Consider the following 26,707-nt stretch of genomic DNA (forward strand, 5'->3'; position numbering starts at 1 on the left):
GCGGCTCCGAACCGGACCCCGTTTTCACAGAGCGAACCCCGAGACGCTGGACGAAGAGAGTGTCAGAGACGACTCACGAGAGTTCGTCCAGGTATCTCTTGCTGGTCTCGATGTAGCCGTAATCGAGCGTGAACACCTCGAGCGAGAGCGTCCCGTCCCAATCGTCCGGTAAAGCTCCGAGAATCGCCCGGAAGTCGATAGTTCCTGCTCCGAACGGGAGGTGTTCGTCTTTCTGCAGACGCGTGTCGTTCAGGTGGAAGTGTGAGATTCGGTCGCCGTAGTCGGCCACGAATGAGGCGGTCTCCCCCGAGTCGAGTCCGTCGATTCGCGCGTGACCCGTATCGAGGGTCATCGAGGCGTCAGTTTCCTCGAACACTCGGTCGAAGTCGTGGATGGGAAACCACCCGCCGGGAGTGTTTTCGACGCAGATTTCGAACCCACGTTCGCGGGCGAACTCGTCGAGCATTCGCACCGATTCGACGACGTTCGACCCGAGTTCGTCCGCATCCCAGGCCGGTTTCCACGCTTGCGAGGAGGCGTGGACGACGCCCTTCGTCGCCCCACACTCGTTCGCCGTCTCGATTGCCGCCTGCAACTCTCTGATAGCTCCCTCTCGGACGTGCTCGAACGGAGAACCGATGTCGAGCGCGAACGGGAGGTGTACCGCGAGGTCGATATCACACTCCTCGGCCCGCGCTCGCACGGCGTCCGGGTCGAGGCGCTGGCGTTCGGTCTCCCCGTCCATCATCAGTTCAACGTAGTCGAAATCGAGGTCGCTTGCCACGTCGAACGCATCCTCGTAGGCCATGCCGACCTGCGTGACGAATCCGGTCTTCGCGTCCATGGTGGGTGGTCGATTGGCTGTTTGTTAGCTTTGGGGGCGAAACGCCAGTTTCTCACGATGCGGGAGTCGCGGTGGACCAGCGGTGAGCGGATCACCGCTTGCAGAGAGTTGGACCAGTCGTCACGGTCGAACACTCCGGTTTTCATCGTCGGTGAGCGAGATTCGTGCCGTTTGGTTGCTCGCGAAAGCGTACACGCCGTGGTCGTAGGTACCCGGTTCGCCCGTAGTCTGTCCCGAGCTAACCTGGAAAGTCACCGTTTTCGATTCGCCCGGACCGAGCGTCACCGTCTGTCGTTGAATGACGACTCCGCCGAACCGGTACTGCACTTCCTCCGTTCCGGTTCGGTTGCCGGGATTTCTGACTGTCACAGAGACCTCGAACGACTGATCGACGGAGACGTTCTCGGGGGCGCTGATATTCGACACCTCGAAAGGCACTTCCTGGGGGCCAGCGACGGCATCACCCGGTGGAACGCGAATTTCTCCCACGTTCGTTCTGACGTTCGTGTCGCGGAAGACGACCCCGTCCGCTTCGACCGAGACGAGACCGAGTGCGACTCGGACATGGGAGACGTTTTCGGGCAGGGAGATCTCGATGGTACCGCGTTCCAGACCCCGTCGAATCTGACGTGCCTCTACGGAAGTTAGGTCGTCACCGAGCACGATTCGGGCGTTCGTCACTGCTGCCGACGCTCCTCCTTCGACCACCGCCCCGCGCTTTACGAATAGCGTTAGCGTCCCGTTTCGGAGCGTCAACAACCCCTGCTCGACCCGGAAGGAAACGCCGTCGACCGAGACCGTCTCGCCTTCTATCTGCACCGGTTCGAAGGTAGTGTCGTTCTGCTGGTCGCCCTGTGTGCCGTTCTGTTGCTGAACGAAACCGACCGCTGGGTCGTTCGTCTCCTGGACTGGAACGTCGCTTTCTACTGCGGCCGAATCCTGAACAGGAGCACCCCCGGCTGTTAGGCCAGTGACGGTCGCGAGCGTTACTAACACGACACACATATGATATTTCTGCATCCTACTGAGCGTACTTCGGTCTGTGCGTTAAACCGACCAGACCGTTCGCGTTGTTCGCTACCAACATGAATCATTACCCGATAGAGGTTTGCGCAGAATGCCGGAATACTTCGTGAACAATCTATAACGGTCGATAGTTACTATTCGGTGCCGCTGGTCGAACCACCGGGATACGATGTCAGGTGAACAACCAGAGACACGATTCGATTTCTCACGACGGGGATTTCTCGAACAGACCGGTTTCGCAGGGGGTGCGATGCTACTCGCCGGACAGGCCGCGGACGTCGCTCGTGGGGAGACACGACGACAGGACACGGCGGACGGGGACGCCGGAGTGAACGAGGACGCACTTGTCCAGTTCGACATCGACCAGGCACGGTTGGTACAGGCGATGGCCGCCCGCATCTTTCCGTCCGACGAGTTCGGTCCGGGCGCGGTCGAACTCGGCGTCGTTTACTTCATCGACCGCCAACTCGCCGGGTTGTCCAACGGTTGGGGAGAAGGGGCGAACTGGTACATGGAACCACCATTCGTCAACCGATTCGAAGGTGCGACTCCGAATCAGGGATGGCAGTCGAACCTCGTCCCGAAGGAAGTCTACGAGTTCGCGCTGGAGTGGATAGAGGAGTACACGGGCGAGCAGTACGGCAGTGGTTTCCTCGACCTTTCGACCGAACAACAGGACAAGGTGCTCACGGCGCTCGAAAACGACGAGGTCGAGACGTTTCAGTCGGTCAAACCGTCGGAGTTCTTCACGCTCTTTCACACGAACGTTTTGGAGGGCGTCTACTGTGACCCGACCTACGGGGGAAATCGCGGGATGCAGGGTTGGCGAATGAAGCGATTCCCCGGGTCGCCAGGTGCACTCGGAAGTTACAAACAACTCATCGGCAGGGAGGGGTTCATCCGGATACCGCCGCGGAGCGTCGAAGACGACGTCGAGTCGCTCGGCGTCGAAACCGGTGTACGGTCGTCGGATTCGTCTTCGTCGCAGGGAGCGGTCCACCAGCACGATCACGGCCCACGCTACGAACTGGACGGAAAAACCGAAGACGCGGAGGGAGACACGGATGCCTGAAGTGTTAGACCCCGTAGACGTGGTCTGTGTCGGCGTGGGGTGGACCGGCGGTATCGTCGCCAAGGAGCTCGCGGAGGACGGAAAACAGGTCGTCGGCATCGAGCGCGGTGGCGAGCGGGGGCCCGAAGACTACCTCACGATGCACAACGAACTGCGCTACGCCCTGCGCTACGAGTTGATGCAAGACCTCTCGAAGGGGACGCTCACGTTTCGAAACGAACCGAATCAGAAGGCGCTACCGATGCGAAGGCTCGGGTCGTTTCTCCCCGGAAAGGGCGTTGGCGGCGCGGGCGTCCACTGGAACGGCCAGACGTGGCGATTTCTCCCTTACGACTTCCAGATTCGCTCGGAGACGCTCGACCGGTACGGGCCGGAGAAGATTCCCGAGGACATGCAACTCCAGGACTGGGGAATCACTTACGAGGAACTCAGACCATACTACCTCGAGTTCGAGAAGACAGCGGGGATTTCCGGCGCAGCGGGCAACATCAACGGTAAAATCCAGGACGAAGGAAACCCCTTCGAAGGACCGAGAAACGAGGAGTATCCGACCCAACCGATGATTACCTCGCCTTCGCTGGCGCGGTTCATGGAAGCGTCGGCGAGCGTCGGTCTCCATCCTTTCATGGCACCCTCGGCAAATCTCTCCGAAGCGTACACCAACCCCGACGGCGTTTCGCGCGGGCCGTGCCAGTACTGTGGCTACTGCGAACGCTTCGGCTGTGAGTGGGGTGCGAAAGCCGACCCGACGGTGACCGTGTTACCGGTCGCACGGGATACCGGAAGCTTCGAACTGCGAACGCAGTGTGACGCGCGCCGACTGGTCTACGACGAACAGGAAGGTCGAGTAACCGGGGTAAAGTACGTCGACACCGTCGACAACACGGTTTACGTACAACCCGCAGAGGTCGTTGCGCTCACCGCCTACGCCCTGTGGAACGTTCGGATGCTCCTGCTCTCGGACATCGGCGAACCATACGACCCGGAGACGGGCGATGGAGTCGTCGGGAAGAACTACTGCTACCAGAACTTCGGTGGCGGGGCGACGGGCTACTTCGACGACGAGGAGTGGAACCTCTACATGGGTGCCGGAGCACTCGGAGCGGCGGTAGACGACTGGAACGGAGACAACTTCGACCACACCGACCTGGATTTCCTGCACGGGGGGAACATCAACTCGACCCAGACCGGAAAACGACCGATTGCGAACAACAGTCGGCCACCTGGCGTGGAAAAATCCTGGGGGGCGGAGTTCAAACGCGCCAGTTTGAAGTATCACAACAGTACAATCGGCATCGCGGCACAGGGCGCAGTCTTGCCACACCGCACGAACTACCTCGACCTGGACCCGACCTACACCGACGAGTGGGGAGACCCCTTGCTCCGGATGACGTTCAACTGGACGGAACAGGACCGACAACTCGCTCGATTCGAAGGACAACGCTGTGCCGAAATCATCGAGGCGATGAACCCGACGAAGATGAGCACGAGTACGGAGGTCATCGGTCAGAACGGTAACTACGACATCCGTCCGTACCAGTCTACACACAACGTCGGTGGAGCTATCATGGGGGCGGATTCGAACGATTCCGTCGTCAACTCGTATCTCCAGTGTTGGGACGCGGAGAATCTCTTCATTCCCGGGGCGTCGGCGTTCGCCCACAACAGTGGGTACAACCCCACCGGGACGGTTGGTGCGTTGGCCTACCGGGCCGCCGACGGCATCAAGCAGTACTTCAAACGACCTCGGTTGCTCGGTTGAGGTCAGTCGCGGATTTTTTACGCCAGCAACTACCGCCGCCGTTTAGTTACCGCCCCCGCCGCCCTGTAGATTCACGTCACCGACCATCGTCGTCGGATGAATTGTACAGATATACTGCGCCACGTCCTGCGTGGCGACGAATCGCAGCGTCTGGGTCGCACCCTGCTGGGAGATGGTTTCGGTCACGCGGATGGCATCGTCTGGCGGCGTCACGGTTTCACCGCCATCGGTTGTCTGTGTGGCGGTGGTCGTCGTGGTCGTAGTCGTCTGGTTTCCTCCTCCGGTGTTCGTCTGTACGTCGGGGAAAATCACCGCGAGACCTTGCCCGTTTTCGTCCTGCAACTGGAAATTGTGGGGTTGTCCGTCGAGGTTCTCCCACGTCACCTCGTACACCTGCCCCGTCTGCAACTCGAGTGGCGGGTTCTGCTGTCCACTGATAGACTGCGGTGCGCGCGCCTCCCACGCTTGTACTCGTCCGCCGAATCTAAACGATTGTACCGGCTGCGCCGTGGTCGTGGTCGTCTGCTGGGCGGTCGAAACCGCCGAGAGGGAGACGAGCGAACCACCTGCGACCGCGAGGAATCGTCTGCGCGTCTGGCTTGCCGTACTTTCGGTAGGCGGCCGTGTCTGGCCGTCGTTCGAACTGTCGTCGGTCATACCACAGATGACACTCCGGGAATACCAATAAACGGAAACCATCGTTCGCGGTGAAGCCGAGCAAACGACGGGAGATGGAGATTCGTTTCGTCGCGGTAATCCGCACAACTCGTTCACCGTGGCGTCTAGCCAAACGTTTCCGTGGTGAACCGGCAGTCAGACGCAGTTCTAGCATCAGCGTCCCGTCAGCGGGACGCACAGGACGTTTCTCGACGGGTACGAGTCAGACGTACCACTCGATGGGTACGAATCAGACGTACCCCTTGACGCTCGTGTGGACGCCCATCGCTTCGAGCGTCTCCTCTAAGGCGTCTAGGACGACCGCGAGGTCTTGCTGAAGCGCGTACTCACGATACTTCCCGCCCGCCGAGCCTTCGTTGATTTCTGAGACCGAGAGGATACCGAGCATGGCGAGGTCGTCTAAGTGTTCGCGGAGCCATCGAGCGGTGAGTGCCTCGCGCCGGGCAGCCTCCGACAGCGCCTTGTACCGAGAGTAGATTTCACGTGACCGAGCGGGCGTCTCGTTCTCTGCTTCGAGGGTGGCGAGCGCGTAGACGACCAGACGTTCGTGGTCGTTCAGGTCGGCGATGCCACGAGCGACCTGTTCTCGTTCGAGGAGGTCGCGGCCCCGCCGGACGTGTTCCTCCGAGACCTTCTCGGCGTTCTCCTCCCGTGCGAGGTCGCCCGCCTTGAGGAGCAGGTCGAGGGCTTTGCGTGCGTCGCCGGATTCCTGTGCGCCGAACGCTGCACAGAGAGGGATGACGTCGTCCGTGAGCACGTCGACTTTGAACGCGACTTCGCGGCGCTGTTCGAGGACGGCCCGGAGTTCGTTGGCGTCGTAGGTCGAAAAGGAGATGGAGCGCTCACAGAGCGAAGAGCGGACTTTCGGCGAGAGGCCGTCGCGGAACGTGAGGTCGTTGCTGATGCCGATGAGACCGATTCTGGCCTCCGTCAGATTTTCGTTTTCGCGCGCACGCGAAAGTTGATAGAGGATACTGTCGTCTTTGAGGTGGTCGATTTCGTCCAGTACGAGCAGGATGATGCCGCCGTGGCTGTCGAGTTCGTCCCACATCAGTTCGTACACCTGCGACCGCGAGTACCCGGTTTCGCTGATGCGGTTGGCGGGGTCACGGAGGACGTTCACGAGGTGGCTGGCCACGCGATAACTGGAGTTCAGTCCGTCGCAGTTGACGAGTTCAGTGAAGATATCGAGGTCGTCGTACTCCTCGGCGTTGTTCTCCAGTTTGTCGAGTAGAAATCGTGTCGCGGCGGTTTTTCCCACTCCCGCTTTTCCGTAGAGAAAGATGTTGTCCGGTTGTTCGCCGTAGATCGCCGGTTGCAGTGCACCGTGATACTCCTCTAACTCGGAGTCTCGTCCGACCAGCGTATCGGGCGTGTAGTCGTCCAGGAGTGCCTCACGATTTTTGTACGGAGAATGTTCGCGGACGAATTCGAACGAAGCCATTACTCCACCGCAAACGGAGGACGGACATAACGTTTCCGAACCACCTGTTCCTGTGTTTCCTGAGATTCGTGAGAGTCGTGAGAATCGTCTGTGTCAGACGCTCAGCGTCCACACCACCTACCTTGGGAACGCCACCGTCGCCCCGACTCGACCGTTTCGACGCCTTCACCAGCCGTTCCTTTGATTCCAGTGTTTCTTCTGACTCGGTTATTTAAATACCACCCCCACCCCTCCGTTCCGCTGTGTCGGCGAGAAAGGAAGGGTGGAGTAGAAGCGTATAGTGTAAGAGAAAGATTGAAGTTGACTTCTTCGAAACAGTATCCGCAAACTAGGTAAAATAGTCTATTCAACCTAGATTGACGACGAATCGTTCACTTTCGGTTACAGATAGACAGTGGTTCATTCACTGCTGGCGACTCGTCGATTCGGGTCGCGAATCGTTACCCTTCCCGTGAACGCGCAGACAGAGGAACGGAGGGGTGGGGGTCATTATAAACGACCATCGACACCGGAAACAGAAGAAACGCCGCCCGACACTCGAACCCAACGACTATAGAGCTCAATGGACCGGTACGGAGCGAAGAGAACACCGGTACGAGTGGACGACACCGGAACTTAGCGAGACCGGCCGGGTGAAAAACAGAGGAACGACGGTGTATGTGGCGTGCGAAACAGTACCGTAGAAGTGACCATCCCATGGACGACCCGGTACGTTTTCCTTTCACGCTCCTTCGTTTTCCTTTCCCACTCCAGTTTACCACGCACGAGCCCAACAGGCCTGCTCGTAAGTGAATCGAGCAGCAATGTAGGGGTTCGGCGTGTCGAAAGACAGCGGAACGGAGAAAAGACAGCGGAACGGAGGGGTGGCAGCCGCCAGATTCCAGAAGTGCAATGAGTTCCCGCGAGAAAAACTACCCGGAAGAAAGTACGATCCGGAATGCGTAGAGAGAACGGCCCGGAGTACGTACTCGGTCAGCGGTACGGACTGTTTCAGAGGATGATGGTCTTCTGCCGGACCATCTCCTCGATGGTGAGGTGGAGTCCCTGCCGACCGATTCCGGAGCCTTTGTTCCCGCCGAACGGGATATCTCCGAGTCCGTGGCTCGGCGCACCGTTGATGCGAACTGCCCCGGCATCGAGTTTGTTGGCCATCCGGCGTGCGCGGTCGTAGTCTTTCGTGAACACCGCTGCGTCGAGCGCCAGGTCGCCGCCGTTCGAAATCTCGATGGCTTCCTCCTCGTTCCGGAAGGTGGTCACCGCCGCGATGGGGCCGAACTGCTCTTCGTGAACGATTCGGGCGTCGTGGGGGACGTTCGCCAGGAGCGTGGGCTCGAAGAACTGGCCGTCGCGCCCGCCGCCGCGCACCACGTCGGCACCCTTCTCGACGGCGTCTTCGACGAGCTCTTCGACCCAGTCGGCCTGGCTCTCGCTGATGAGTGGACCCATCTGAGTCTCCTCGTCGAACAGGTCGCCGATGGTCCACGCGTCCATCGTCGCGTCGAGTCGCTCAACGATTTCGTCGTGAACGTCCTCGTGGGCGACGACTCGGCTCACCGCGGAGCAGCGCTGTCCCGCGTACTTGAGCGACCCCTTCGCGCAGGCACCGGCCACGTCCGAAAGGTCGGCGTCCGGGAACACGACGGCGGGTGCGTTGCCACCGAGTTCCATGTGGAGGTTGACCATCCCGCTCTTGCGCGCGACGTGTTTGCCTGCGGCACTGGACCCTGTCATGGTTATCATGTTCACGCGGTCGTCTCCCACGAGGAGGTCACCGATTTCGCTCCCCCGACCCGGCGTGAAGTTGAACGCGCCATCGGGAACGTCGGTCTCGGCGATTATCTCGGTGAGAATCGCCGCGCTCACCGGGGTCTTGCTGGCTGGCTTCAAGATGACGCTGTTGCCCGCTGCGAGTGCGGGCGCGACCTCCAGTGCGGTGGTCGCGAGGGGGTAGTTGTACGGCGTGATGGCGAGTACGGTGCCGATCGGCTCCGGTTTGACGATGGCCTCCCAGCCTTCGTGGCCCTTCGTCGTTCCCTCGCGGTACTCGCCGCGGAGGTCGTGGGCCTCCTCTGCCGCGCGGCGGAATCGTTCGGCGGCGCTCTCGACTTCGCCGCGCGCACTGGAAATCGGCTTGCCAGCCTCGCGGACGATGACGTCCGCCAGTTCGTCCTTTCGTTCGATGAGGCCGTCGGCGATGGTCTTTACCCACTCGGCGCGCTGTGGGATGGTGGTTTCGCGCATCTCCGTCTGTGCGCGCTGTGCGGCGGCGAGTGCTCGGTCCGCGTGTTCTGCGTCCGTTGCGGCGATTTCCGCGAAGATACCGTCCTCCGCGAGGTCGCTGACTTCAAGCACGTCGTCGGCCTCGAGCCATTCGCCGTCGATGTAGAATCGGTCCCGTCGGTGGAGGCGTTTCTGTGTCATACTTGTCCCTTGGTTCTCGGCAGGTAAATTATTTACTCACATTCGGATTAATGCCGCATCTTTGCTTTTATCTGTTCGGTGCGGAACGCTACCCATCCACGTGTGGTAATTTTCTTCGCGTGGTAGTCTCTCAGGTTCGACTCCGCGTCGCGTGGGAAACCATCCCGCGCTCGGCATCGCCTGCCCGACTCTTCGGCGTGCGCTGTAGTTCGCACAGCCAACGATGTTCTCGCTCGGGACGTTCCCGGTTCGGTCCTCTTTTCCCGGTTCGATTCTCCCCCGTGTTGGCCGACGGTTCTCACCGAAGACGTATTGATATACTGGCCGGCTTTTTACGGGCAGATGGCGTACGAGAATCGGTCCTCATCGTTTCCCCGATTCGCGCCGACGGACGGCCTTCGAATCGTCTCCCGATTGTACTCGTCACCAGTGGCTACTGGCCGAGTAGCGTACCCGAGAACACTGCTTTCAGAGCGACAACCAATCGGTCGTCACGTCCTGCTGGACGAGTTTCCACCGCTGTTCGGCGTGGCCGCCCGCGGTGCGGACTTCGACGATGGCGTCGAAAATGGGCGCGAGGTCGGTGACGAGAGCCGACTCCATCTCCGCGGGGAGGTGGAAGTGAGCCATCCCGTTGACGTTCCGAACGCGGGCGGTCAGAATGTGTAGGAACCGGAACACCGATTCGCGAGTGTGCTCTTCGAACAGCGGCGTAAGCGAATCGAAACAGACGCGGAGTTCGCCCGGCTGTAGGCCACCGCTCTCTCCCTCGAACTCCGCTATCGCATCGGAGATAGCGATGCCGAGTGCGGAGAGACTCGGCTTCGTGAGCACCGTCGTGTCCACCGGGGGTGTCGACTTCGCGGCCGTAGGTTGTGTGCTGGCCGCAGTGCTTCGAGTCCGTGTCGCTCGCTCGATACACTTTACCCGTCCCGAAGCAGCGGCGTCCGAGTGCGTGCAGTTGTCATCCGTCCGGACGAACAGCCGATATCGTGGGTCAGTTTCGGACTCACCGAGGAATCGGTCGCAAGCTTGCGTCAGCGTAGGGTCCGCTCCGACCAGCAACAGTCCACTCCCTCGTCGTTTGAGTCCGGCCAGCGTTCGCGTGAACACCGCCGCCGGTTCGGCCGTGTGAGCACTGGTTTCTCCCCTACAGACCATTATTTAATCGTTATACACTACTAGTTATAAGTTTTTGAGTTTTCAGATCAAAAAGTCGGCAAATACGGCAGTGTTTCCAGGAGTCTTCACAGGGAGGTGTGTATTCACCACCGATGACCGACGACCTGTTCAGTTCGCTCGAACTCGGCGAAAGTACAGCACGAAACCGCGTTATGGTGTCTCCGATGTGCCAGTACTCCTGTGACGACGACGGACTCGCAACCCCCTGGCACCGCGTCCATCTCGGCAGTCGTGCCGTCGGTGGGGCGGGAATCGTGATGACGGAAGCCACTGCGGTCGAACCCCGCGGTCGAATCTCGCCGAACGACCTCGGAATCTGGAGCGACGACCATGCGAGTGCCCTCGCTCTCGTCGCGGAGTTCATCGACGAGCAGGGAGCACTCCCGGCGATTCAACTCGCTCACGCGGGTCGAAAGGCAAGTAAAACTCGACCGTGGGACGGGAGCGACCCGTTACGACCGGACGAGGGTGGATGGGAGACGGTCGCCCCGAGTGCAAACTCGTGGCCGTACGACGCCACCCCGCCGGAAATCCGAGAGATGACCCGCGACGACATCGCGACCGTCGTAGACGCGTTCGCCAGCGCGTCCCGACGTGCGCTCGACGCCGGGTTCGAAATCGCAGAGGTTCACGCCGCCCACGGCTATCTCCTCCACGAGTTTCTCTCGCCGGTCACTAACCACCGTGACGACGAATACGGAGGCAGTTTCGAGAACCGAACTCGCATCGTCCGCGAGGTGACCGACGCGGTTCGGTCGGTCTGGCCGGACGACAAACCTGTGTTCGTCCGGATTTCCGCGACCGACTGGTTGCCCGACCGTGAGTCCTGGACCGTCGACGATTCCGTCCGCTTGAGCGAACACCTCGTCGACACCGGCGTCGACCTCGTGGACGTGAGCGCGGGCGGCCTCCATCCCGACCAGCGGATTCCGAACCCCGGCCCCAATTACCAGGTTCCCTACGCCGAGCGAATCGGAAACGAGACGGACCTCCCGGTCGGCGCAGTCGGTGGCATCACCGACCCTGCCCAGGCCGACGCCCTCGTCCGGAACGGACGCGCGGACCTCGCCATCGTCGGGCGTGAACATCTCCGGGATCCGTACTTCACGCTCCACGCCGCCGAAGCACTCGGTGCCGAAGACCGCGTTGAGTGGCCGGTGCAGTATCGACGGGCGGTGTGACGCGAGGCAACGACGCCCCACCCACGACCGCTCGCCCACCCCGACGCCGTCACACGACCGTCGCCGTCGCGAACGATAGAGCGTTCATTTCGTATAACGACATGTGATATGTCTGTCCAGTCCACAATCTATTTTTGGGTCTTCAGTCTACGCTCCGGTATGCCCGAATACCGCCCAGTTCCTGCGGAACGAAAACAGCAGTACCGGCAGTTTCTTCGCTACGCGTTTCGTCCGGAGGCCGGTCCGAAACCGGACGACGACGAGGACGACGACAAACCGGAACTCGGTGACCGGCGCGGTCTCTTCGACGGTGAGGACTTACTCTGTGTCTGCAAGCACCACTGGTTCACGGCACGCGTTCGGGACGACTGGCACGACGTGGCGGGACTGTCTGCCGTCGCATCACCACCCGAAAGCCGCAGGCGAGGGCTGGTCGAACAGATGCTCGCGGAATCGCTCGTGGAGTACCGCGAGAACGACGTCGTCTTCTCCGCACTCTGGCCCTTCGCGTACGAGTTCTACAGAAAGTACGGGTGGGCGACGGTCACGAAGTACACGCAGTACGAGTCGACGACCGACGCGCTGGCACTCGACACCGAACCGAAGGGGGAGTTTCGACGCCTCGACGCCGACGACTGGGAACTGCTGGAACCGGTTCTGGCCGCTCACGGCGAACAGTACGCGCTGACGCTCGACCGAACCAAAGCGTGGTGGCGCCACCGCGTGTTCGAGGGCTGGCAGAAAGACCCGTTCGTGTACGGTTGGTTCGCCGGCGAGGAACAGTCGTCCTCGAAGACCGAAGGCGACGAATCCCAGGTCGGCGACCTACGTGGATACATTGTCTACAGTATCGAGGAGGACGGCGACGACAAGCAACTCCGCGTTCGGGAGCTCGCACACGTCGACGACGAAGCCTATCGCCATCTCCTCCGCTTCGTTCAGTATCACGATTCGCAAGTCGACTCGGTGCGCCTCTACGGACCCGATAACACCGACTTGCTCGACGTGGTGGACGACCCACGAGAGGTCGACTGCGAGGTTCGAACCGGGCCGATGTTCCGCCTCGTGGACGTCGCACGCGCACTCGAACGACTCTCCTATCCCGACGCCGACGGTCGAATCAGCCTCCGGGTTTCCGACCCGCTGGCCGAGTGGAACGAAGGAACCTTCGAACTGGTCACCGGAGATAGCGTTCGCTGTGACCGAATCGACGCCGACGTCGAGTCCGCCACCGCTCCCGACTCTGCCACCGGCCCGGACGTGACGACCGACGTCAACACGCTCTCACAACTCGTTGCGGGCTACTACTCGGTCGAAGAGTGCGAACGATTCGGGAACCTCACCGTCGGGTCCTCGGACCCCCGCGACCGTCTCGAAACCCTGTTTCCGAAGCGGGACGTGTTCTTGCGGGAAGGTTTTTGAGCAACCAACGCTTTTGTTCTGCGGTGCCAACGTTCGGGTATGTCAGACGACCGGGGCGACCGCGAGGACCTCGAAGAACGCATCGAGGCGTTGGAGACGACGCTGCGCGACCTCCAGAGCGAACTCCGTGAACCACCTCGCGGTGCGTTCGGTCTCCCGCGTCCACCGACGCCCCGAGAGGTGCTCTCGTTTACCGGCGAGCACGCAATTCCGACGCTGGTCGCGATGCTCGAGGCGAACGTCCGCGCGTTGAAAGCCCTCCAGCAAATCATCCGCCTCGTCGACCCGGAGTACGATTCGACGCGAGAGGCGCGCTCTGAACTGAGTTCCCGCGCGAATCGCGTCAGCCGAGCCACGCTTGACCGTCTCGAAACCACGTTAGAAGAGGTCGAAGACGCACTCACTGAAGGTGGACTGCCGCGAGAACCGGCCGCCAGACGACTGCTCGAAGACGCGCGCACACTCAGCGAGGACATACGGGAAGAAGTCTCGACGGGTCGTGAACGGGCCGACGCCGGTCGCGAGGCGGCGACGAGGATAGACATCGAAGAGAAAGGCGAGGACGAAAGTGGGGACGGACGTTCCGATGTCGACGAGGACGAGAAACCCGAGGTGGACGTGGACGCCGAACTGCGCTCGATTCGGAACGAACTCGGCGTGAAAGACGAGAATTCGGACGACGATTCGAACGGCGACGGTTCAGTCGGTGACGAGGGCGAAGAGGGCTCGGACGATTCCGACGAGTGAGGAAGATTCCCCCTCGGTGGTGCGATAATTTTGGAAAACCGGATGACTTGCTACTAGAACGTCTCGATTGCTCCCTACGAGAGAAATCGAGAACTGGAAAATAGCATCCTCGAAAGCCCTCGCGTGCTACCCTCGCGCGCCCGAGCTGCGCTCCTCAGTCGCTCGCTTCACTCATTCCTTGCGGTGCTTGGTAGGTCGTGCTTCGGGTACCCCGCTCGCCCTTTCAATCCGCCGGGAAGAGGAACGGACGGGCCGGCGCGATTTCGTGCTCGACACGTGTGTGCACTCGGCGGCTGGCCGGTCGTCGCGGTTGCGGTCGGTTTAGGTGGGACTTTCGAAGACATCTGGGACGCCGAAACCCGTCCAAATGCGGCGCGACAAGTCCAACCCGTCGGAACAACCGACTGGAGGCTTTCGGGACGACACCGATCCCTTTCCCACCCGGTCTCAGACCGGTTCGAACCGATAGCCGTCCCAGTCCTGGCTCGCCGCCTCCCGAATCCCGGCTTCGGGGTCGCGTAGTTCTTCGACGTGAATCGGTCGAACCTCGTCGCCGATTTCGACGTCGCCGGTCGTCAGTTGGCCGATGGTCCGGACCGAATCGTCGGGAACCCACTCGTCCGAGTCTCGGCCCGATTTCTCGACCGAGAACTCCACGATGGCGAGATGGTTCGGCTGGCGGACGCCGGGCGGTGTCGCGGTGCTGGTCGTCCACGTGACGACCTCGGCGGTGCGGTCGGTCAGGTCGATGGTCTCGGTTTGCGGTTTCGCACACTCCGGACAGCGCGGATGTCCGGGCGTGGTGACGTGGCCGTTCGGACAGCGATGTGCTTCGAGCGTCATGGTCAGGGGACCTCCATGATGGTGGTGGTGACGCAGTTGCCGAACCCGCCGACGTTACAGGCCAGTGCGACCTCCGCATCGACCTGTCGGTTCCCGGCCTCGCCGAGCAACTGCTGGTGGAGTTCGTACGCCTGTGCGACGCCGCTCGCGCCGAGAGGGTGGCCTTTCGACTTGAGACCGCCGGAGGTGTTGATGGGCAACTCACCGTCGCGGTCGGTGACGCCCATCTCGACCGCTCGCCAGCCCTCACCCTGCTCGAAGAAGCCGACCGCCTCGCTCTGGAGGAACTCGAGGATGGTGAACATGTCGTGGAGTTCGGCCACGTCCACGTCCTCCGGGTCGCGTTCTGCCATCTGGTAGGCGAGTTCGCTGCTCTCGTAGGCCGCGCCCATCACCGTGGGGTCGGCGCGCTGGTGGACGACGTGGGTGTCCGTCGCGCCCGCGATGCCCGAGACGACGGTGTAGTCGTCGGTGTACTCACTCGCCACCGATTCCGGGCAGAACAGGAGCGCCGCGCTCCCGTCCGTGATGGGACAGAAATCGTAGAGGCGCAGTGGGTCGGCGACGATGGGCGAGTCCATCACCGTCTCCAGGTCGACCTCCTTTCGGAACTGGGCGTGGGGGTTGTCCACGCCGTTCTGATGGTTCTTCACGGCCACCTTCGCCAGACTCTCGCGCGGTGCGTCGTACTCGTGGAGATACCGCCGGGCGGTCAGCCCCGCGAAACTCGGAAGCGTGACGCCGTGTTTGTACTCCTCCGGATGGGTGAGCGAGGCGATGACGTCCGTCGATTCGGCGGTCGTCCTGTGGGTCATCTTCTCGCCGCCGACGAGCAGGGTCAGGTCGCTCGCGCCAGAGGCGACCGACTGCCACGCGGCGAAGATTCCGGCACCGCCGCTGGCGCTCGTCTGGTCGACGCGCTGGGTGTACGCCGGAAGCGTACCCAGGTCGTGTGCCAGTGCGTTCGGAACGCCGGTCTGCCCCTCGAACTCGCCGCTCGCCATGTTCGAGACGTAGAGGTGTTGGACGTCGAGAGGCGAGACGCCGGCGTTGTCGAGACAAGCCTCCCCCGCCTCCGCGAGTAGTTCGCGTATCCAGGCGTCGCGCGTGCCGAACTGCGTCATCGACGCCCCGATGACTGCGACTCGGTTCATACTACAGACAACGGGGTGGTGGGTTTAGAAACTTGAGATTCTCCGAAGCGACACTGTTCGTTCTCACGGGGTGGTGACCAGCGATTCCGCTTATCCGTCCGGAGTTCGTTCATCCTGTTATGGAACGAAAAGAGACTATTGGCGGCCTCCTCGCGGCGGTCCTGGGATTCGCCATCGTCTACCTCGGCGCACGCTGGGCGTTCTCGGTTCGCTTCCCCGACGAAAGAGCGCTCGTCACGTTCGTCGGCGTTCCAGTCGCCACCACGGTCGGTGTCGCAACCGGGCTACTGGCCGCACACGTCCTCGGCGGCCGCAATGGCCCCCACGCTCCCCGCCGCCCACTCCCCGCCTCCACTATCGCGCTGTTCGGTGGCGCTATCGGGTACCTCGTCGTGGGCGGCCTCGTCGGACTCGACCTCGACGGCCCCGGTGCGGAATCGTGGGCCGTCGGTACCGGCCTCGTCGGTGGTGGTATCGGAGCGTTCGTCGTCTACGGGTTCGTGACCCGGGTCGCCCATGCGCCCTCCGCGCGCGAGCGATGGCAGACTGTCATCTCCGCGCTCGGCGCGCTCCTCGTGGGCATCCTCGTCACCGGTATCGTGTTCGTCGCCACGACCGAACTGCTCGACCCGCACATCTGGCCGGCGACCATGTTCACCGCTCCACTCGCCGTCGTCGTCGGTCTCGTCGTCATCGTCGTCTCGTTCGGTCGCTTGCGTCGTCGCGCCGCGTGAGCACTCAGAGAACGTCGACGATTACCGGCGTGTTGACATGGGACAAAGGACAAGTCGTTCGACGGTGTAGTTCCCGCTGCCGTGGCAAAAGACGACTTTAGTTCCATCACGGGACTGCCAGAGGAACTCGGCATTGACGAAGACCTGGGGAGAACCGAACAGCGTCTCACCATCCGAACCGAAAAACGGCGGTACGACAAGCCCGTCACCATCGTCGAGGGGTTCGACCCCCACGAGATAGACGTGAAAGAACTCGCGTCGGAACTCAAACGAAAGATGGCGACCGGCGGGACGGTACACAAGGGGACGATCGAACTACAGGGCGACCACCGCGAGCGCGTGGCGAATGTTCTACGAGAGAAGGGCTACGAGATAGCGTAGTCGCTTCGCCGGACTTCGCCCGCTCGTTCTTGCAGCGTTCGATACGCCGGAATTTCCCGTTCGACGCTTCCGGAGTCACCCACGACGGGCACGGATAGACAACCTTTTAGGACAGCCTAAACCACAGGGAACCAGAGAAGATGAGCGAGGAGGACATCTGCGTCGTCGTCCCGACGATTCGTGAGTACGAGTGCATGCGGGAGTACTTCGACAACGCTCGCGAGCACGGATTCGACCTGGACCGACTGCACGTCGTGCTGGTCACGGAGGATTTCTGTGACACCGACGAGATGGAAGCGGTGCTCGAATCGGAGGGCGTCTCGGGTGCGGTGTTCGACGGAACGCGCCGAGAGCAGTGGTTCGATACGCACGGGATACCGGAGTACAGCCACTTGATTCCCGAAGCCAGCCACGCCCAGACGAGTTTCGGCCTGCTCTACCTCTGGGCGGGCGAGTTCGAGTACGGCGTTTTCATCGACGACGACACCCTTCCTCACCCCGACTTCGACTTCTTCGGCCGCCACCTGCGCAACCTCCAGTTCGAGGGCGAAATCGAGCGAGTGTCCTCCGACGAGCAGTGGGTGAACGTCCTCTACCAGAACGACGACGAACACGGCCTGTACCCTCGTGGCTACCCCTACTCGGCGATGGACGAAGGGACCGAGACCGAGACGGCCTACGTCTCGAACGTGGTGGCGTCGCAGGGCCTCTGGACGAACGTCCCCGACCTCGACGCCGTTCGAATCCTGATGGACGGTGACTTGCAGGGACAGGCCCAGACGCGCACCTCGCGGGAGGACTTCGACGACGATTTCGTGGTCGCACCCGGCAACTACCTCACGGTCTGCTCGATGAATCTCGCGTTCCGCCGGGAAGTCGTTCCGGCGTTCTACCAGCTCCCGATGGACGACAACCCGTGGGACGTGGGCCGGTTCGACGACATCTGGAGTGGCGTGTTCTTGAAACGCGCCTGTGACGTGCTCGGAACGAAAATCTACACGGGTGGCCCGCTCTGTGAACACAACAAAGCGCCCCGCTCTACGTTCGGCGACCTCCAGAACGAAGTCGCGGGGTTGGAGTTGAACGAACACCTCTGGAAGGTGGTCGACGACGTCGGCGGGACTGGCGATTCCTACGCCGAGGTCTTCGCCGCGATGGCCGACGAACTCGTCGCGGGCGACTGGTCGGCGTACCAAAACGGCGAGTTTTTCACCTACGTCGGCGAATACATGCACGACTGGCTGGATTGTCTCGACTCGCTCGAAGCGATTCCCACCGCCACCCCTGCCTTTGCGGACGACTGACCGTCCGAAAACCGGTAGGTATAAACGTTTTAGGCTAGCCTAATTCCATGTATGCAGCGACGCGGCTCTGCTGGCGACGAGGGGTACAACCGACGGCGATTCCTCGCCGTCGGCGCGAGCGCGGTCGGTAGCGCGACGCTTTCAGGGTGTCTCGGAATCATCGGAAACGACGGGAAGAAAGACGACGGTTCGAACGTGGCGGGACAGATCGGTTCCGGGCGCTCACCGTTCGGCGACCGGAAGATTCCCGGTGGCACCTCGATGAAAGAGCTTCCCGACCTGAAGGGCGAGCTGACGCTCTACTCGGGACGCGGACAGGCGCTCGTCGGCGAACTCGTGACGTTCATCGAGAACCTCTACGACGATTTCGATGTGAAACCCCTGTACGGCAACTCCACCGACCTCGTCCAGAAGATAAAAACGGAGGGCAAAAACAGCCCCGCCGACGTATTTTACTCCGTCAACGCCGGGTCGCTCGGCCTGCTCGCGGACGCGGGCAGAACCACGAAACTCCCGAAAGACGTGCTGAACGAGGTCAAAAAGCAGTTCCGCGACCCGCAAGGGGAGTGGGTCGGCACCTCCGGGCGGGCGCGCACGATCCCGTTCAACACGAACAGTTTGGGCAAGAAGGACGTCCCGAACGACATCTTCGCGTTCCCGGACCAGTCGAAGTTCAACAACGCGATGGGGTGGGCGCCCTCCTACGGTTCGTTCCAGGCGTTCGTAACCGCGATGCGGATTCTGAACGGCCGACAGAAGACGAAACAGTGGCTCACGCGGATGAAGAACAGCCAGATAAAGAAGACCTACTCGGACGAATTTCTCGTCGCCGACGCGGTCGCCCGTGGCGAGATTAAAGCCGGCTTCACGAACCACTACTATATCCAGCGCGTCATCGCCGGCAATAAGAACGCGTCTATCGACACCGCCTTCACGAACGGCGACGCAGGGTCGATGTTCAACGTGGCCGGTGCCACAGTCGTCGACACGACGAGCGACCAGAAACTCGCACAGAACTTCGTCCATCACTTGCTGTCTGCAGAAGCACAGGAGTATTTCGCGGTGAAAACGTTCGAATATCCACTCATCCCCGAGGTCGAACCACTCGGTCGGCTCCCGACCATCGACGAACTCAATCCGCCGGAGAACTTAGACCTCGGCCAACTGTCGGACATCGAACCCACGTTGAATCTCTTGCGCGAGGTCAACCTGCTGTAACACACTATGGAAACGGAAACCCGGTCAGAACAGGCGAGTCAGCGGGGAAACGAGCTACCCCTCGGCCTGACGCTTCTGGGCGGTGCGGTGGCCACCGCCGTGTTGTTCCCCCTGCTCTGGCTGGTCGGCATGGCGCTCGAAGTCGAGTTCGACCGTGCGATTTCTCTCCTGACGAGTCCTCGAACCATCGAAATCTATGCGAACAGCGCCGTCCTCGTCGTCGGGGTCACGGTGGCGTCGATTCTCCTCGCGGTTCCGCTCGCGTATCTCACGGTTCGGACGAATCTCCCGTTCCGGCGGTTCTGGACCGTCGCAGTGTCGCTTCCACTCGTCATTCCGAGTTACATCGGCGCGTTCGCCTTCGTCTCGGCGTTCGGACCACGGGGGGAACTCCAGCAGCTGCTCGCACCCCTCGGCGTCGAATCGCTGCCCGAAATCTACGGTATGAAAGGTGCCGTCCTGGTGCTCACGCTCTACACCTACCCGTACGTGTTCATCACCACTCGCGCCTCGTTCAAGTCACTGGATACCACGCTCATCGACGCCGCGCGAACGCTCGACCACTCCCGGTGGGAGGCGTTCAAGCGCGTGACGATACCCCAGATCAAGCCGGCCGCCGCCGCCGGCAGTCTGCTCGTCGCGCTGTACGCCCTGTCGGATTTCGGGACGCCGGCCATCATGGGGGTGGACGTGTTCACCCGCATCATCTACGTCGAACAGAGCGTGGGCCGTGATTACGCGTCGTTGCTCTCGCTGGTCCTCGTGACCGGGACGGTGTTCATTCTCGCCGTCGAATCGCGAGTTCGCGGCGAGGAACGGAGTGCTGGTCGACAGGGTGGCAGAACCGACGACGTGGTACGACTCGGACGCTGGAAGTGGCCCGCAACGGCGTTCTGTCTCCTCGTCGTCGGCCTCGCGCTGGCCGTTCCAATCGGCATCCTCGGACTCTGGCTGGTCGGCGAGAGCACGCAGTACGCCACCACGCTCTCGTTCGAGTGGGAGTTCGCAGCCAACTCCGTCTACGTCGCGGCACTGGCTGCGCTGGTGACGACGCTTTCGGGGCTCCCGGTCGCGTACCTCTCGGCCCGCCACCGGTCACGGCTCTCGTCGCTGTTCGAGCGAGCGTCGTACATCGGCTACGCGGTGCCGGGCGTCGTGATGGGTCTCGCCATCGTCTACTTCAGTGCGAACTACGCGTCACCGCTGTACCAGCACCTGCCGCCGCTCATCTTCGCCTACGTCGTCCGCTTTTTGCCACAGTCGGTGGGGTCGACGCGGGCGTCGTTCCTGACGGTGAACCCACAACTGCCGGAGGCGGCCCGGACGCTGGGCCGAACCTCCATCGGCGCGTTTCGGGCCGTCACGCTCCCGCTCATCGCGCCGGGACTGCTCGGCGGGGCGGCGCTAGTGTTTCTGACGACGATGAAGGAACTGCCAGCGACGCTTCTCTTGCGTCCAATCGGGTTCGACACGCTCTCGACGTTCATCTGGAGCGCGCAGGCGCAGGGTCACTTCGGGGCCGCCGCCGTGCCCGCACTCATCCTGCTGGTCGTCTCCGGATTCTCGATGCTCCTCATACTTTCACGGGAGGGATACGATGTCAAATAGCCAAACATTCCACGGTCGTGCGGATGTACAGAACGAAACCCGACGGTCGAACGAAACGGTGCTCGAACTGGATTCGGTCGTCAAGCGCTACGGCGATGGGCCGCGGGTCATCGACGACCTCTCGCTGTCGGTGCGGGAGGGCGAAATCCTGACCATGCTCGGCCCGTCCGGGTGCGGGAAGACCACCACCTTGCGTCTCATCGCGGGGCTAGAACGCCCGGACGGTGGTGAGGTTCGCTTGAACGACGAGACGGTCGCCGGAGACGGCTCGTTCGTCTCGCCCGAACAGCGCGGTATCGGCGTCGTCTTCCAGGAGTTCGCGCTGTTCCCGCACATGACCGCGGAGGAGAACGTCGCGTTCGGCCTGAACGACCTGTCCGACGAGGAACGCGAACGCCGGGTCGATGCGATGTTCGAACTCGTGGACCTGGAGCGACAACGCGACAGCTATCCGGACGAGCTTTCGGGTGGCCAGCAACAGCGCGTCGCACTCGCGCGTTCGCTCGCACCCGAACCGGAGATACTCCTGCTGGACGAACCGTTCTCGAACCTCGACGTCGACCTGCGCGTCGAGATGCGCGAGGAAGTCAGGCGGATACTGAAAGCGGCGGGAGTCACCGCCATCTCCGTCACGCACGACCAGGAAGAAGCGATGTCCATCAGCGACCGCGTCGCCGTGATGAACGGCGGGCAACTCGAACAGGTCGGACGCCCGGAACAGGTGTTCCAGCACCCTGAATCGCGCTTCGTCGCCTCGTTCCTCGGACACGCCGGATTCCTCTCGGGGTACGTCAACGGCGACGAGGTAGTCACGGGAATCGGCTCCATCCCCCGCGACCAGATTCACGGACTGGCCCCCCAGTACGACAAGACCCGAATCGACGTGCTCGTCCGCCCGGACGACCTGGACGCCGTGCCGGCGAAAAACGGCACCGCCGACGGTCACGTGACCTACCGGCGCTACCTCGGTCCGACCGTCCTCTACCGCGTCGAACTGAACGACGCCGACGAACACGGGGGTGCCGACGTCCTCCAGTGTATGCACAACCACTCGCGACAGATTTCCCTCGAATCCCCCGTCGACGTGGAACTCGCCGCAGACCACGACCTAGCGTGGTTCCCCCGTGAACAGCGCGAAACCCACGCCCGCGCGCCCGAAGCCGACTGATGAACCCGCGGCGGCCCCAGTTCGACTGGCGACGTCTCAGACCGTCCGGTCTGCGACGGTGGCTCGTCCCCGCCGCGTTCTCGCTCTTCGCGGGCGGTGTCGTCTTCTGGCTCTCGACGCAGTACTTTCCGTATCTCTCGGTGAACCACGACGAAGGCGTGTACCTCCAGCAGGCCGCGATGTTGCTCGACAGGCAGGTGACGATACATACCGCATTTCCGGACGCCTTCCGACCATGGTTTTTCGTCGTCGACGGGAACCGGATGTATCCGAAATACGCGCCGGTCCCCGCCGCCGTCTTCGCGCTCGGGAAACTCGCGGGCGGGTTCCGTCTCGCCCTGTTCGGCGTCGCCACGGCCACCGCTGCGCTCGTTTACACGCTCACCCGCGACGCCTTCGACCACCGAACGGGCCTGCTCGCGAGCGTCGCCCTCCTCGGCTCACCGCTCTTTCTCCTCACGTCCGCCACCTTCCTCTCCTACGCCCCGACGACGACGCTAAACCTGCTGTTCGCGGTCGCGTACGTCAGAGCGGTCCGAACGTCGAATCTCGCGTGGGGTGTACTGGCAGGAAACGCCATCGGGCTCGCGTTCTTTTCGCGTCCCTACACCGCCATCCTGTTCGCAGTGCCGTTCGCCGTCCACGGAGTGCTCGAACTGTGGCGCGACGAGTTCCGGCGAGTCGCGCCGCGGTACGCTGTCGTCTCCACGTTCGGACTCGTGTGGGTCGGCGTCACGCTCGGTTACAACTGGTTCGTCACGGGGTCGCCCCTTTTGTTCCCCTACCAGGCGTTCGCTCCTCACGACGGCCTCGGATTCGGCCACCGGGAACTGTTGGGCTACGTTCGCCAGTACACCCCCGCACTCGCGCTCCGGGCGAACGCCCACCTCCTCTGGGCGTTCGCGACGCGGTGGACGGTCGCGCCACCGCTCGGAACGCTCCTCGCGGGGCTCGGACTCGCCCGGTTCCTGTGGCGCGACCGTCCCGAGTGGACGACGCCGGGGCTCTCCGACGCCGAACTCCGTGGCATCCTCGCAGGACTCTTCGTCTCGGTCGTCGTGGGCAACGTCTTCTTCTGGGGCAATCTGAACATCCTCGCGGAACTCGGCGACCCGAACGACGGTTTCATCTCGCAGTTCGGCCCGTTCTACCACTTCGACCTCCTGCTCCCGCTCTCGGCGTTCGCGGCAAGCGGCGTTATCCTCCTCGCCAGTGGTGTCCTGTCGGTCGTGCGCGACCGGTTCGACACGCCAGGCGTCGAATCCACGCGCGTTCGTGCGGTGGTGGTCGCGCTGTTGCTCGTCACTACACCCGTCGTGGCGGTCGCAGAACAGGCTGCCCTCCGACCGACACTCGACGAGCACGCATCGCTGGCGGAGAAACACGAGCGGGCATACCGACCCTTCGAGGAACGCGACTTCGAGAACGCCCTCGTCTTCCTGCCGACGCCCTACGGCGGGTGGTTGAATCATCCCTTCCAACCCCTCCGGAACGAGCCCTCATTCGATGGCGACGTGGTGTACGCCCAGAATCGCGGCCCGACGGGGGATTTCGCACTCGTCGACGCCTACGAAGACCGCCGACTCTACCGCTACACCTATCGCGGGCGTTGGTCCCCCGCACCCGACGCCGGAGTGACGCCGAAACTGGAGCGGCTTCGCGTCCACGAGGGAAAGCGAGTCGAAATCGGAACCCGCGTCGGCATCCCCGACGACGCCACACGCGCCACGGTCAGACTGGAAGTCGATGGTGAGGTGGCGACGTTCGATATCCCCCGTCCGAACGACTCGGTCGCCGTATCGTGGGAACTCTCGTCCGAAGGGGTTCGAATCACGACGCCGAATCGCACCCGGAGCTTCGCCATCGACCGTGCGGAGAACGTATCGCTCGCCGTCGTCGTCTTCCAGTCCGGCGGGTCGACGTTCACCTACCGACAGGACGTATCGGTGCTCGCAGAAGACGGGTCGGTGCGCGTCCTCTGGCCGCCTCAGACGCGACTCTGTCGGCTGACGCTGGACTGCGGGCGAGAGGGAACCTATCTACCCGAGAAGACCACGCTGGATGGGGTATCGCTCAACTCGACGGTCAGTACCGCGGGTCGAGTCGACGCAGGCGCTCCTGTGTCGCCACTTTCACTATCGACCCCGCTATCTCTCGCCCGCCGGTAATGGGGTCGAGTTTCGTCTCGCCGGTCCGCTCGTCGTACGCAATCGGAATCTCGCGCACGCGATAGCCCCGCATCAGTGGGCGTATCAGCAGTTCCGCCGAGAGCCCGGTGTTCTGTGTCCACTCGATGTCTTTGACTACCTCCCGGCGGTACGCTCGCATACCCGTCGTCGTGTCGTGGACCCGCTCGCCCACGAGCACGGATGCGAGCGCGGCGAACGCGCGGTTGCCCCAGCGGTTCATCTCCGGCATAGCAGCCGCGCCGTAGTAGAGTCGGTCGCCACTCACCACGTCGTACCCCCGATTCAGCACGTCGAGGAACTCCGGAAGCTGTTCCATCGGATAGGTGTCGTCACAGTCGGTGGTCACGACGACCGGTCGGTCCGGGGCGAGCAAGGCTTCCCGCACTGCGACACCGTAGCCCTGCGGTCGCTGGCGAATGACGCGAGCGCCGTGTTCTTCGGCGATTTCGGGAGTTCTGTCCGACGACCCATCGACGCAGACGACCTCCGCCTTGCCGTCGGTCACTCGTTCGATGTCGGAAAGCACCGACCCGACCGCGTCCGCCTCGTCGTACGTCCCCATGACGACGCTCACGTCCTCGAACGTGAACTCGTCCCGCGCTTCGCGTTGCATCTCGTTTGCGGTTGTCGGGGACACTACTTGAGTTTTAGGTTTGCCAAAAACCGGTGGCACCAGCAGCTATTTGCTTCTCTCTGTCGTACTCCTTACGCTATGACGGGAAAGAAACTGCTGATGATAGTCGGTGACTTCGGCGAGGATTACGAGATAATGGTACCGTTCCAGGCGCTGCAAGCCGTCGGCCACGAAGTCGACGCGGTGTGTCCCGGGAAGGGGAGCGACGACACCGTGAAGACGGCGGTACACGACTTCCGCGGAGACCAGACGTACATGGAAAGCCGTGGACACGACTTCGCGCTCACGGCGTCGTTCGACGACGTCGACCCCGCAGACTACGACGGCCTCGTTCTCCCCGGCGGGCGCGCACCGGAGTATCTTCGAACCTACGACGAGGTCATCGAGACTGTCCGCCACTTCGCAGACGAGGACAAACCCATCGCCGCCATCTGTCACGCCGCACAGATTCTCGCGGCGGCCGACGTCATCGACGGTCGAACCTGTTCGGCCTATCCCGCGCTCCAGACCGACGTCGAGGACGCTGGCGGGGAATACTACGACGGCGTGACCACGGACGGTAATCTAGTGAGCGGGCGAGACTGGGGCGACCACGTCGAGTGGTTGTCACAGTTCCTGGACGTACTGGGGACGAAAGTCGAGTACGGAGAACCAGTAGAGATGTAATCGCTTCGAACCGAACTTCGGTTCGAGACGAAGACGACCTCCGACACGTCGCGGAGACTGCTGACCAATTTTTCCATCCGTTCATCGCCGCGTGATTCGCCGGACGACCCCGTCACTGCTAGCGTTCTAAGTTATCGACCGCCCCGCGGTCGGTGGCATCGACGAGACGGGCCAGCCGTACTGAGCGTTCACAGCTTCGAGCGCGAACCGGTTAGGCTGACGAGTTCCCCTGTCCTCCCTGCGTCGTAGTCGTGGTCGTGCCTCCGCCACCGTCGCCCCCGCCTCCCTGGAAACGAGAACTGAGCAGGTTGAGTTGGCTGCTGAAGATGGTCGCGTCACTGGTGAACCGACGAGTGTTACCCTGACTCAGCGACAGGTTTCGTCCGAAGATGACCGTGGTTATCTGACCCTGGGCACCGTCCCCGCCACCTAGCTGATAGCGGATGAGGTAGGCGTTGTAGTCGTCGGGCTGGGAAATCTCGGGGACGTTCCCGCCGCCGGGGCGCTGGAGCAGTCGAACTGTCGTTGATTGCTCCAGGGTGCTGACGACGCGGAACTGCACGCCCGGGTGGTAGTCGTACGTGTACACCAAGATTTCACGAGCCTCCTGTGCCGATGCGCTACCGGCACTGCCCAGACCCAGCGCGAGCGCACCCGCCCCAATTGCGCCTTTCTTCATGAACGAGCGTCGCTCTTCTGACTCCGTGTCGTAGTCGTTGTTCTCGGACATCGATTTTCACGTTCGCTCAGGACACTGTTAAATCGGTGTGAACTTTCAATCTTCTAATTAATACCTAACGGTGATTCTCCCGCCGTAATCGTTGTGTCCGATTCGGTAACGGAACTTACGACGACCTCTGGTCCCGTGGGTGTTGTTTTCCCACGGAAACTCGCTGCACTTTCCTACCTCCCACGTTTTCGGGATATAGAGGTTCTACAAATGAATATCGACGGAATCAAACGTGATTTGAGGAGTAGTCGGGGCCGTTCTCTCGACCGATCGGTCGGTGGTGGGAAAAGACAGCTCGA

At 62.1% G+C, this 26,707-nt stretch carries 23 protein-coding genes; 13 read left to right on the forward strand and 10 right to left on the reverse strand.

Features of this window, described 5'->3' with window-relative positions; translation table 11 throughout:
• Positions 1-73 precede the first annotated feature (73 nt).
• Complete coding sequence (locus ACR3FF_RS13345) at positions 74-844, reverse strand: sugar phosphate isomerase/epimerase family protein (protein ID WP_458188564.1); 771 nt, start codon at positions 842-844, stop codon at positions 74-76.
• A gap of 120 nt (positions 845-964) precedes the next feature.
• Positions 965-1,849 carry a CARDB domain-containing protein gene (locus tag ACR3FF_RS13350; protein ID WP_458188565.1) on the reverse strand — a complete coding sequence of 295 codons (885 nt, stop codon included), beginning with the start codon at positions 1,847-1,849 and terminating at the stop codon, positions 965-967.
• A gap of 190 nt (positions 1,850-2,039) precedes the next feature.
• Between ACR3FF_RS13350 and ACR3FF_RS13355 the strand changes: the two genes are divergently transcribed.
• Both ACR3FF_RS13355 and ACR3FF_RS13360 read left to right on the forward strand, forming a co-directional pair.
• Entirely contained in the window at positions 2,040-2,942 is a 903-nt protein-coding gene (locus ACR3FF_RS13355; protein ID WP_458188566.1) for a gluconate 2-dehydrogenase subunit 3 family protein, read from the forward strand.
• The gene (locus ACR3FF_RS13360) at positions 2,935-4,704 is read left to right on the forward strand and encodes a GMC family oxidoreductase (protein ID WP_458188567.1); all 1,770 of its coding nucleotides are present in this window, start codon (positions 2,935-2,937) and stop codon (positions 4,702-4,704) included. Before ACR3FF_RS13355 ends, ACR3FF_RS13360 begins: the two co-directional genes overlap by 8 nt.
• 42 nt (positions 4,705-4,746) lie before the next feature.
• On the opposite strand, the gene ACR3FF_RS13365 is transcribed toward ACR3FF_RS13360, so the two are convergent.
• From ACR3FF_RS13365 to ACR3FF_RS13380, 4 genes are all read right to left on the reverse strand, one after another.
• Positions 4,747-5,361, reverse strand: coding sequence for a plastocyanin/azurin family copper-binding protein (locus tag ACR3FF_RS13365; protein WP_458188568.1), 615 nt, complete (start codon positions 5,359-5,361; stop codon positions 4,747-4,749).
• 250 nt (positions 5,362-5,611) lie between these two features.
• Complete coding sequence (locus ACR3FF_RS13370) at positions 5,612-6,826, reverse strand: Cdc6/Cdc18 family protein (protein WP_458188569.1); 1,215 nt, start codon at positions 6,824-6,826, stop codon at positions 5,612-5,614.
• 990 nt (positions 6,827-7,816) lie between these two features.
• Positions 7,817-9,247, reverse strand: a complete 1,431-nt coding sequence (locus ACR3FF_RS13375) for an aldehyde dehydrogenase family protein (RefSeq protein ID WP_458188570.1) — start codon at positions 9,245-9,247, stop codon at positions 7,817-7,819.
• 468 nt (positions 9,248-9,715) lie between these two features.
• The gene (locus tag ACR3FF_RS13380; protein ID WP_458188571.1) at positions 9,716-10,408 is read right to left on the reverse strand and encodes a DUF7504 family protein; all 693 of its coding nucleotides are present in this window, start codon (positions 10,406-10,408) and stop codon (positions 9,716-9,718) included.
• A gap of 113 nt (positions 10,409-10,521) precedes the next feature.
• Here ACR3FF_RS13380 and ACR3FF_RS13385 point away from each other — a divergent pair, with 113 nt between their 5' ends.
• From ACR3FF_RS13385 to ACR3FF_RS13395, 3 genes are all read left to right on the forward strand, one after another.
• Entirely contained in the window at positions 10,522-11,610 is a 1,089-nt protein-coding gene (locus ACR3FF_RS13385; protein WP_458188572.1) for an NADH:flavin oxidoreductase/NADH oxidase, read from the forward strand.
• A gap of 159 nt (positions 11,611-11,769) precedes the next feature.
• Positions 11,770-13,032 carry a GNAT family N-acetyltransferase gene (locus ACR3FF_RS13390; RefSeq protein WP_458188573.1) on the forward strand — a complete coding sequence of 421 codons (1,263 nt, stop codon included), beginning with the start codon at positions 11,770-11,772 and terminating at the stop codon, positions 13,030-13,032.
• Between the two features lie 39 nt (positions 13,033-13,071).
• A complete protein-coding gene (locus ACR3FF_RS13395) occupies positions 13,072-13,779 on the forward strand; it encodes a DUF7547 family protein (RefSeq protein WP_458188574.1) in 708 nt (235 codons plus the stop codon).
• Between the two features lie 447 nt (positions 13,780-14,226).
• Here ACR3FF_RS13395 and ACR3FF_RS13400 read toward each other — a convergent pair whose 3' ends face one another.
• Together ACR3FF_RS13400 and ACR3FF_RS13405 are read right to left on the reverse strand one after the other, a co-directional pair.
• The gene (locus ACR3FF_RS13400) at positions 14,227-14,622 is read right to left on the reverse strand and encodes a Zn-ribbon domain-containing OB-fold protein (RefSeq protein ID WP_458188575.1); all 396 of its coding nucleotides are present in this window, start codon (positions 14,620-14,622) and stop codon (positions 14,227-14,229) included.
• A 2-nt stretch (positions 14,623-14,624) separates the two neighbouring features.
• Entirely contained in the window at positions 14,625-15,776 is a 1,152-nt protein-coding gene (locus tag ACR3FF_RS13405; RefSeq protein ID WP_458188576.1) for a thiolase family protein, read from the reverse strand.
• Between the two features lie 119 nt (positions 15,777-15,895).
• Between ACR3FF_RS13405 and ACR3FF_RS13410 the strand changes: the two genes are divergently transcribed.
• The 7 genes from ACR3FF_RS13410 (at position 15,896) to ACR3FF_RS13440 (ending at position 24,357) form a co-directional block, all read left to right on the forward strand.
• Complete coding sequence (locus tag ACR3FF_RS13410) at positions 15,896-16,510, forward strand: DUF8147 domain-containing protein (protein ID WP_458188577.1); 615 nt, start codon at positions 15,896-15,898, stop codon at positions 16,508-16,510.
• Positions 16,511-16,591: 81 nt separating this feature from the next.
• Entirely contained in the window at positions 16,592-16,891 is a 300-nt protein-coding gene (gene yciH, locus ACR3FF_RS13415) for a stress response translation initiation inhibitor YciH (protein ID WP_458188578.1), read from the forward strand.
• Positions 16,892-17,031: 140 nt separating this feature from the next.
• Positions 17,032-18,195 carry an alpha-1 4-glucan-protein synthase gene (locus ACR3FF_RS13420; protein WP_458188579.1) on the forward strand — a complete coding sequence of 388 codons (1,164 nt, stop codon included), beginning with the start codon at positions 17,032-17,034 and terminating at the stop codon, positions 18,193-18,195.
• A gap of 51 nt (positions 18,196-18,246) precedes the next feature.
• A complete protein-coding gene (locus ACR3FF_RS13425; protein WP_458188581.1) occupies positions 18,247-19,413 on the forward strand; it encodes an extracellular solute-binding protein in 1,167 nt (388 codons plus the stop codon).
• 6 nt (positions 19,414-19,419) lie between these two features.
• Entirely contained in the window at positions 19,420-21,021 is a 1,602-nt protein-coding gene (locus ACR3FF_RS13430; RefSeq protein WP_458188582.1) for an ABC transporter permease, read from the forward strand.
• Positions 21,011-22,189 (forward strand): ABC transporter ATP-binding protein, encoded by a 1,179-nt coding sequence (locus tag ACR3FF_RS13435; RefSeq protein WP_458188583.1) that lies wholly within the window; start codon positions 21,011-21,013, stop codon positions 22,187-22,189. Before ACR3FF_RS13430 ends, ACR3FF_RS13435 begins: the two co-directional genes overlap by 11 nt.
• Complete coding sequence (locus tag ACR3FF_RS13440) at positions 22,189-24,357, forward strand: ArnT family glycosyltransferase (RefSeq protein WP_458188584.1); 2,169 nt, start codon at positions 22,189-22,191, stop codon at positions 24,355-24,357. Before ACR3FF_RS13435 ends, ACR3FF_RS13440 begins: the two co-directional genes overlap by 1 nt.
• Here the strand turns inward: ACR3FF_RS13440 and ACR3FF_RS13445 are convergent.
• Positions 24,275-24,991, reverse strand: coding sequence for a dolichyl-phosphate hexose transferase (locus ACR3FF_RS13445; protein WP_458188585.1), 717 nt, complete (start codon positions 24,989-24,991; stop codon positions 24,275-24,277). The genes ACR3FF_RS13440 and ACR3FF_RS13445 overlap by 83 nt on opposite strands.
• 99 nt (positions 24,992-25,090) lie before the next feature.
• On the opposite strand from ACR3FF_RS13445, the gene ACR3FF_RS13450 reads away from it, so the two are divergent.
• Entirely contained in the window at positions 25,091-25,678 is a 588-nt protein-coding gene (locus ACR3FF_RS13450; protein WP_458188586.1) for a DJ-1/PfpI family protein, read from the forward strand.
• Positions 25,679-25,889: 211 nt separating this feature from the next.
• On the opposite strand, the gene ACR3FF_RS13455 is transcribed toward ACR3FF_RS13450, so the two are convergent.
• On the reverse strand, positions 25,890-26,408 hold the full coding sequence (locus tag ACR3FF_RS13455) for a twin-arginine translocation signal domain-containing protein (RefSeq protein WP_458188587.1): 519 nt from the start codon (positions 26,406-26,408) through the stop codon (positions 25,890-25,892).
• Positions 26,409-26,707: the final 299 nt, after the last annotated feature.

The sequence above is a fragment of the Haladaptatus ordinarius genome (assembly GCF_054177595.1).

Coding starts and splice junctions, on each gene's coding strand:
- ACR3FF_RS13345 (WP_458188564.1), bottom strand. CDS start 844: ATGGACGCGAAGACCGGATTCGTCACGCAGGTCGGCATGGCCTACGAG.
- ACR3FF_RS13350 (WP_458188565.1), bottom strand. CDS start 1,849: ATGTGTGTCGTGTTAGTAACGCTCGCGACCGTCACTGGCCTAACAGCC.
- ACR3FF_RS13355 (WP_458188566.1), top strand. CDS start 2,040: ATGTCAGGTGAACAACCAGAGACACGATTCGATTTCTCACGACGGGGA.
- ACR3FF_RS13360 (WP_458188567.1), top strand. CDS start 2,935: ATGCCTGAAGTGTTAGACCCCGTAGACGTGGTCTGTGTCGGCGTGGGG.
- ACR3FF_RS13365 (WP_458188568.1), bottom strand. CDS start 5,361: ATGACCGACGACAGTTCGAACGACGGCCAGACACGGCCGCCTACCGAA.
- ACR3FF_RS13370 (WP_458188569.1), bottom strand. CDS start 6,826: ATGGCTTCGTTCGAATTCGTCCGCGAACATTCTCCGTACAAAAATCGT.
- ACR3FF_RS13375 (WP_458188570.1), bottom strand. CDS start 9,247: ATGACACAGAAACGCCTCCACCGACGGGACCGATTCTACATCGACGGC.
- ACR3FF_RS13380 (WP_458188571.1), bottom strand. CDS start 10,408: ATGGTCTGTAGGGGAGAAACCAGTGCTCACACGGCCGAACCGGCGGCG.
- ACR3FF_RS13385 (WP_458188572.1), top strand. CDS start 10,522: ATGACCGACGACCTGTTCAGTTCGCTCGAACTCGGCGAAAGTACAGCA.
- ACR3FF_RS13390 (WP_458188573.1), top strand. CDS start 11,770: ATGCCCGAATACCGCCCAGTTCCTGCGGAACGAAAACAGCAGTACCGG.
- ACR3FF_RS13395 (WP_458188574.1), top strand. CDS start 13,072: ATGTCAGACGACCGGGGCGACCGCGAGGACCTCGAAGAACGCATCGAG.
- ACR3FF_RS13400 (WP_458188575.1), bottom strand. CDS start 14,622: ATGACGCTCGAAGCACATCGCTGTCCGAACGGCCACGTCACCACGCCC.
- ACR3FF_RS13405 (WP_458188576.1), bottom strand. CDS start 15,776: ATGAACCGAGTCGCAGTCATCGGGGCGTCGATGACGCAGTTCGGCACG.
- ACR3FF_RS13410 (WP_458188577.1), top strand. CDS start 15,896: ATGGAACGAAAAGAGACTATTGGCGGCCTCCTCGCGGCGGTCCTGGGA.
- ACR3FF_RS13420 (WP_458188579.1), top strand. CDS start 17,032: ATGAGCGAGGAGGACATCTGCGTCGTCGTCCCGACGATTCGTGAGTAC.
- ACR3FF_RS13425 (WP_458188581.1), top strand. CDS start 18,247: ATGCAGCGACGCGGCTCTGCTGGCGACGAGGGGTACAACCGACGGCGA.
- ACR3FF_RS13430 (WP_458188582.1), top strand. CDS start 19,420: ATGGAAACGGAAACCCGGTCAGAACAGGCGAGTCAGCGGGGAAACGAG.
- ACR3FF_RS13435 (WP_458188583.1), top strand. CDS start 21,011: ATGTCAAATAGCCAAACATTCCACGGTCGTGCGGATGTACAGAACGAA.
- ACR3FF_RS13440 (WP_458188584.1), top strand. CDS start 22,189: ATGAACCCGCGGCGGCCCCAGTTCGACTGGCGACGTCTCAGACCGTCC.
- ACR3FF_RS13445 (WP_458188585.1), bottom strand. CDS start 24,991: ATGCAACGCGAAGCGCGGGACGAGTTCACGTTCGAGGACGTGAGCGTC.
- ACR3FF_RS13450 (WP_458188586.1), top strand. CDS start 25,091: ATGACGGGAAAGAAACTGCTGATGATAGTCGGTGACTTCGGCGAGGAT.
- ACR3FF_RS13455 (WP_458188587.1), bottom strand. CDS start 26,408: ATGTCCGAGAACAACGACTACGACACGGAGTCAGAAGAGCGACGCTCG.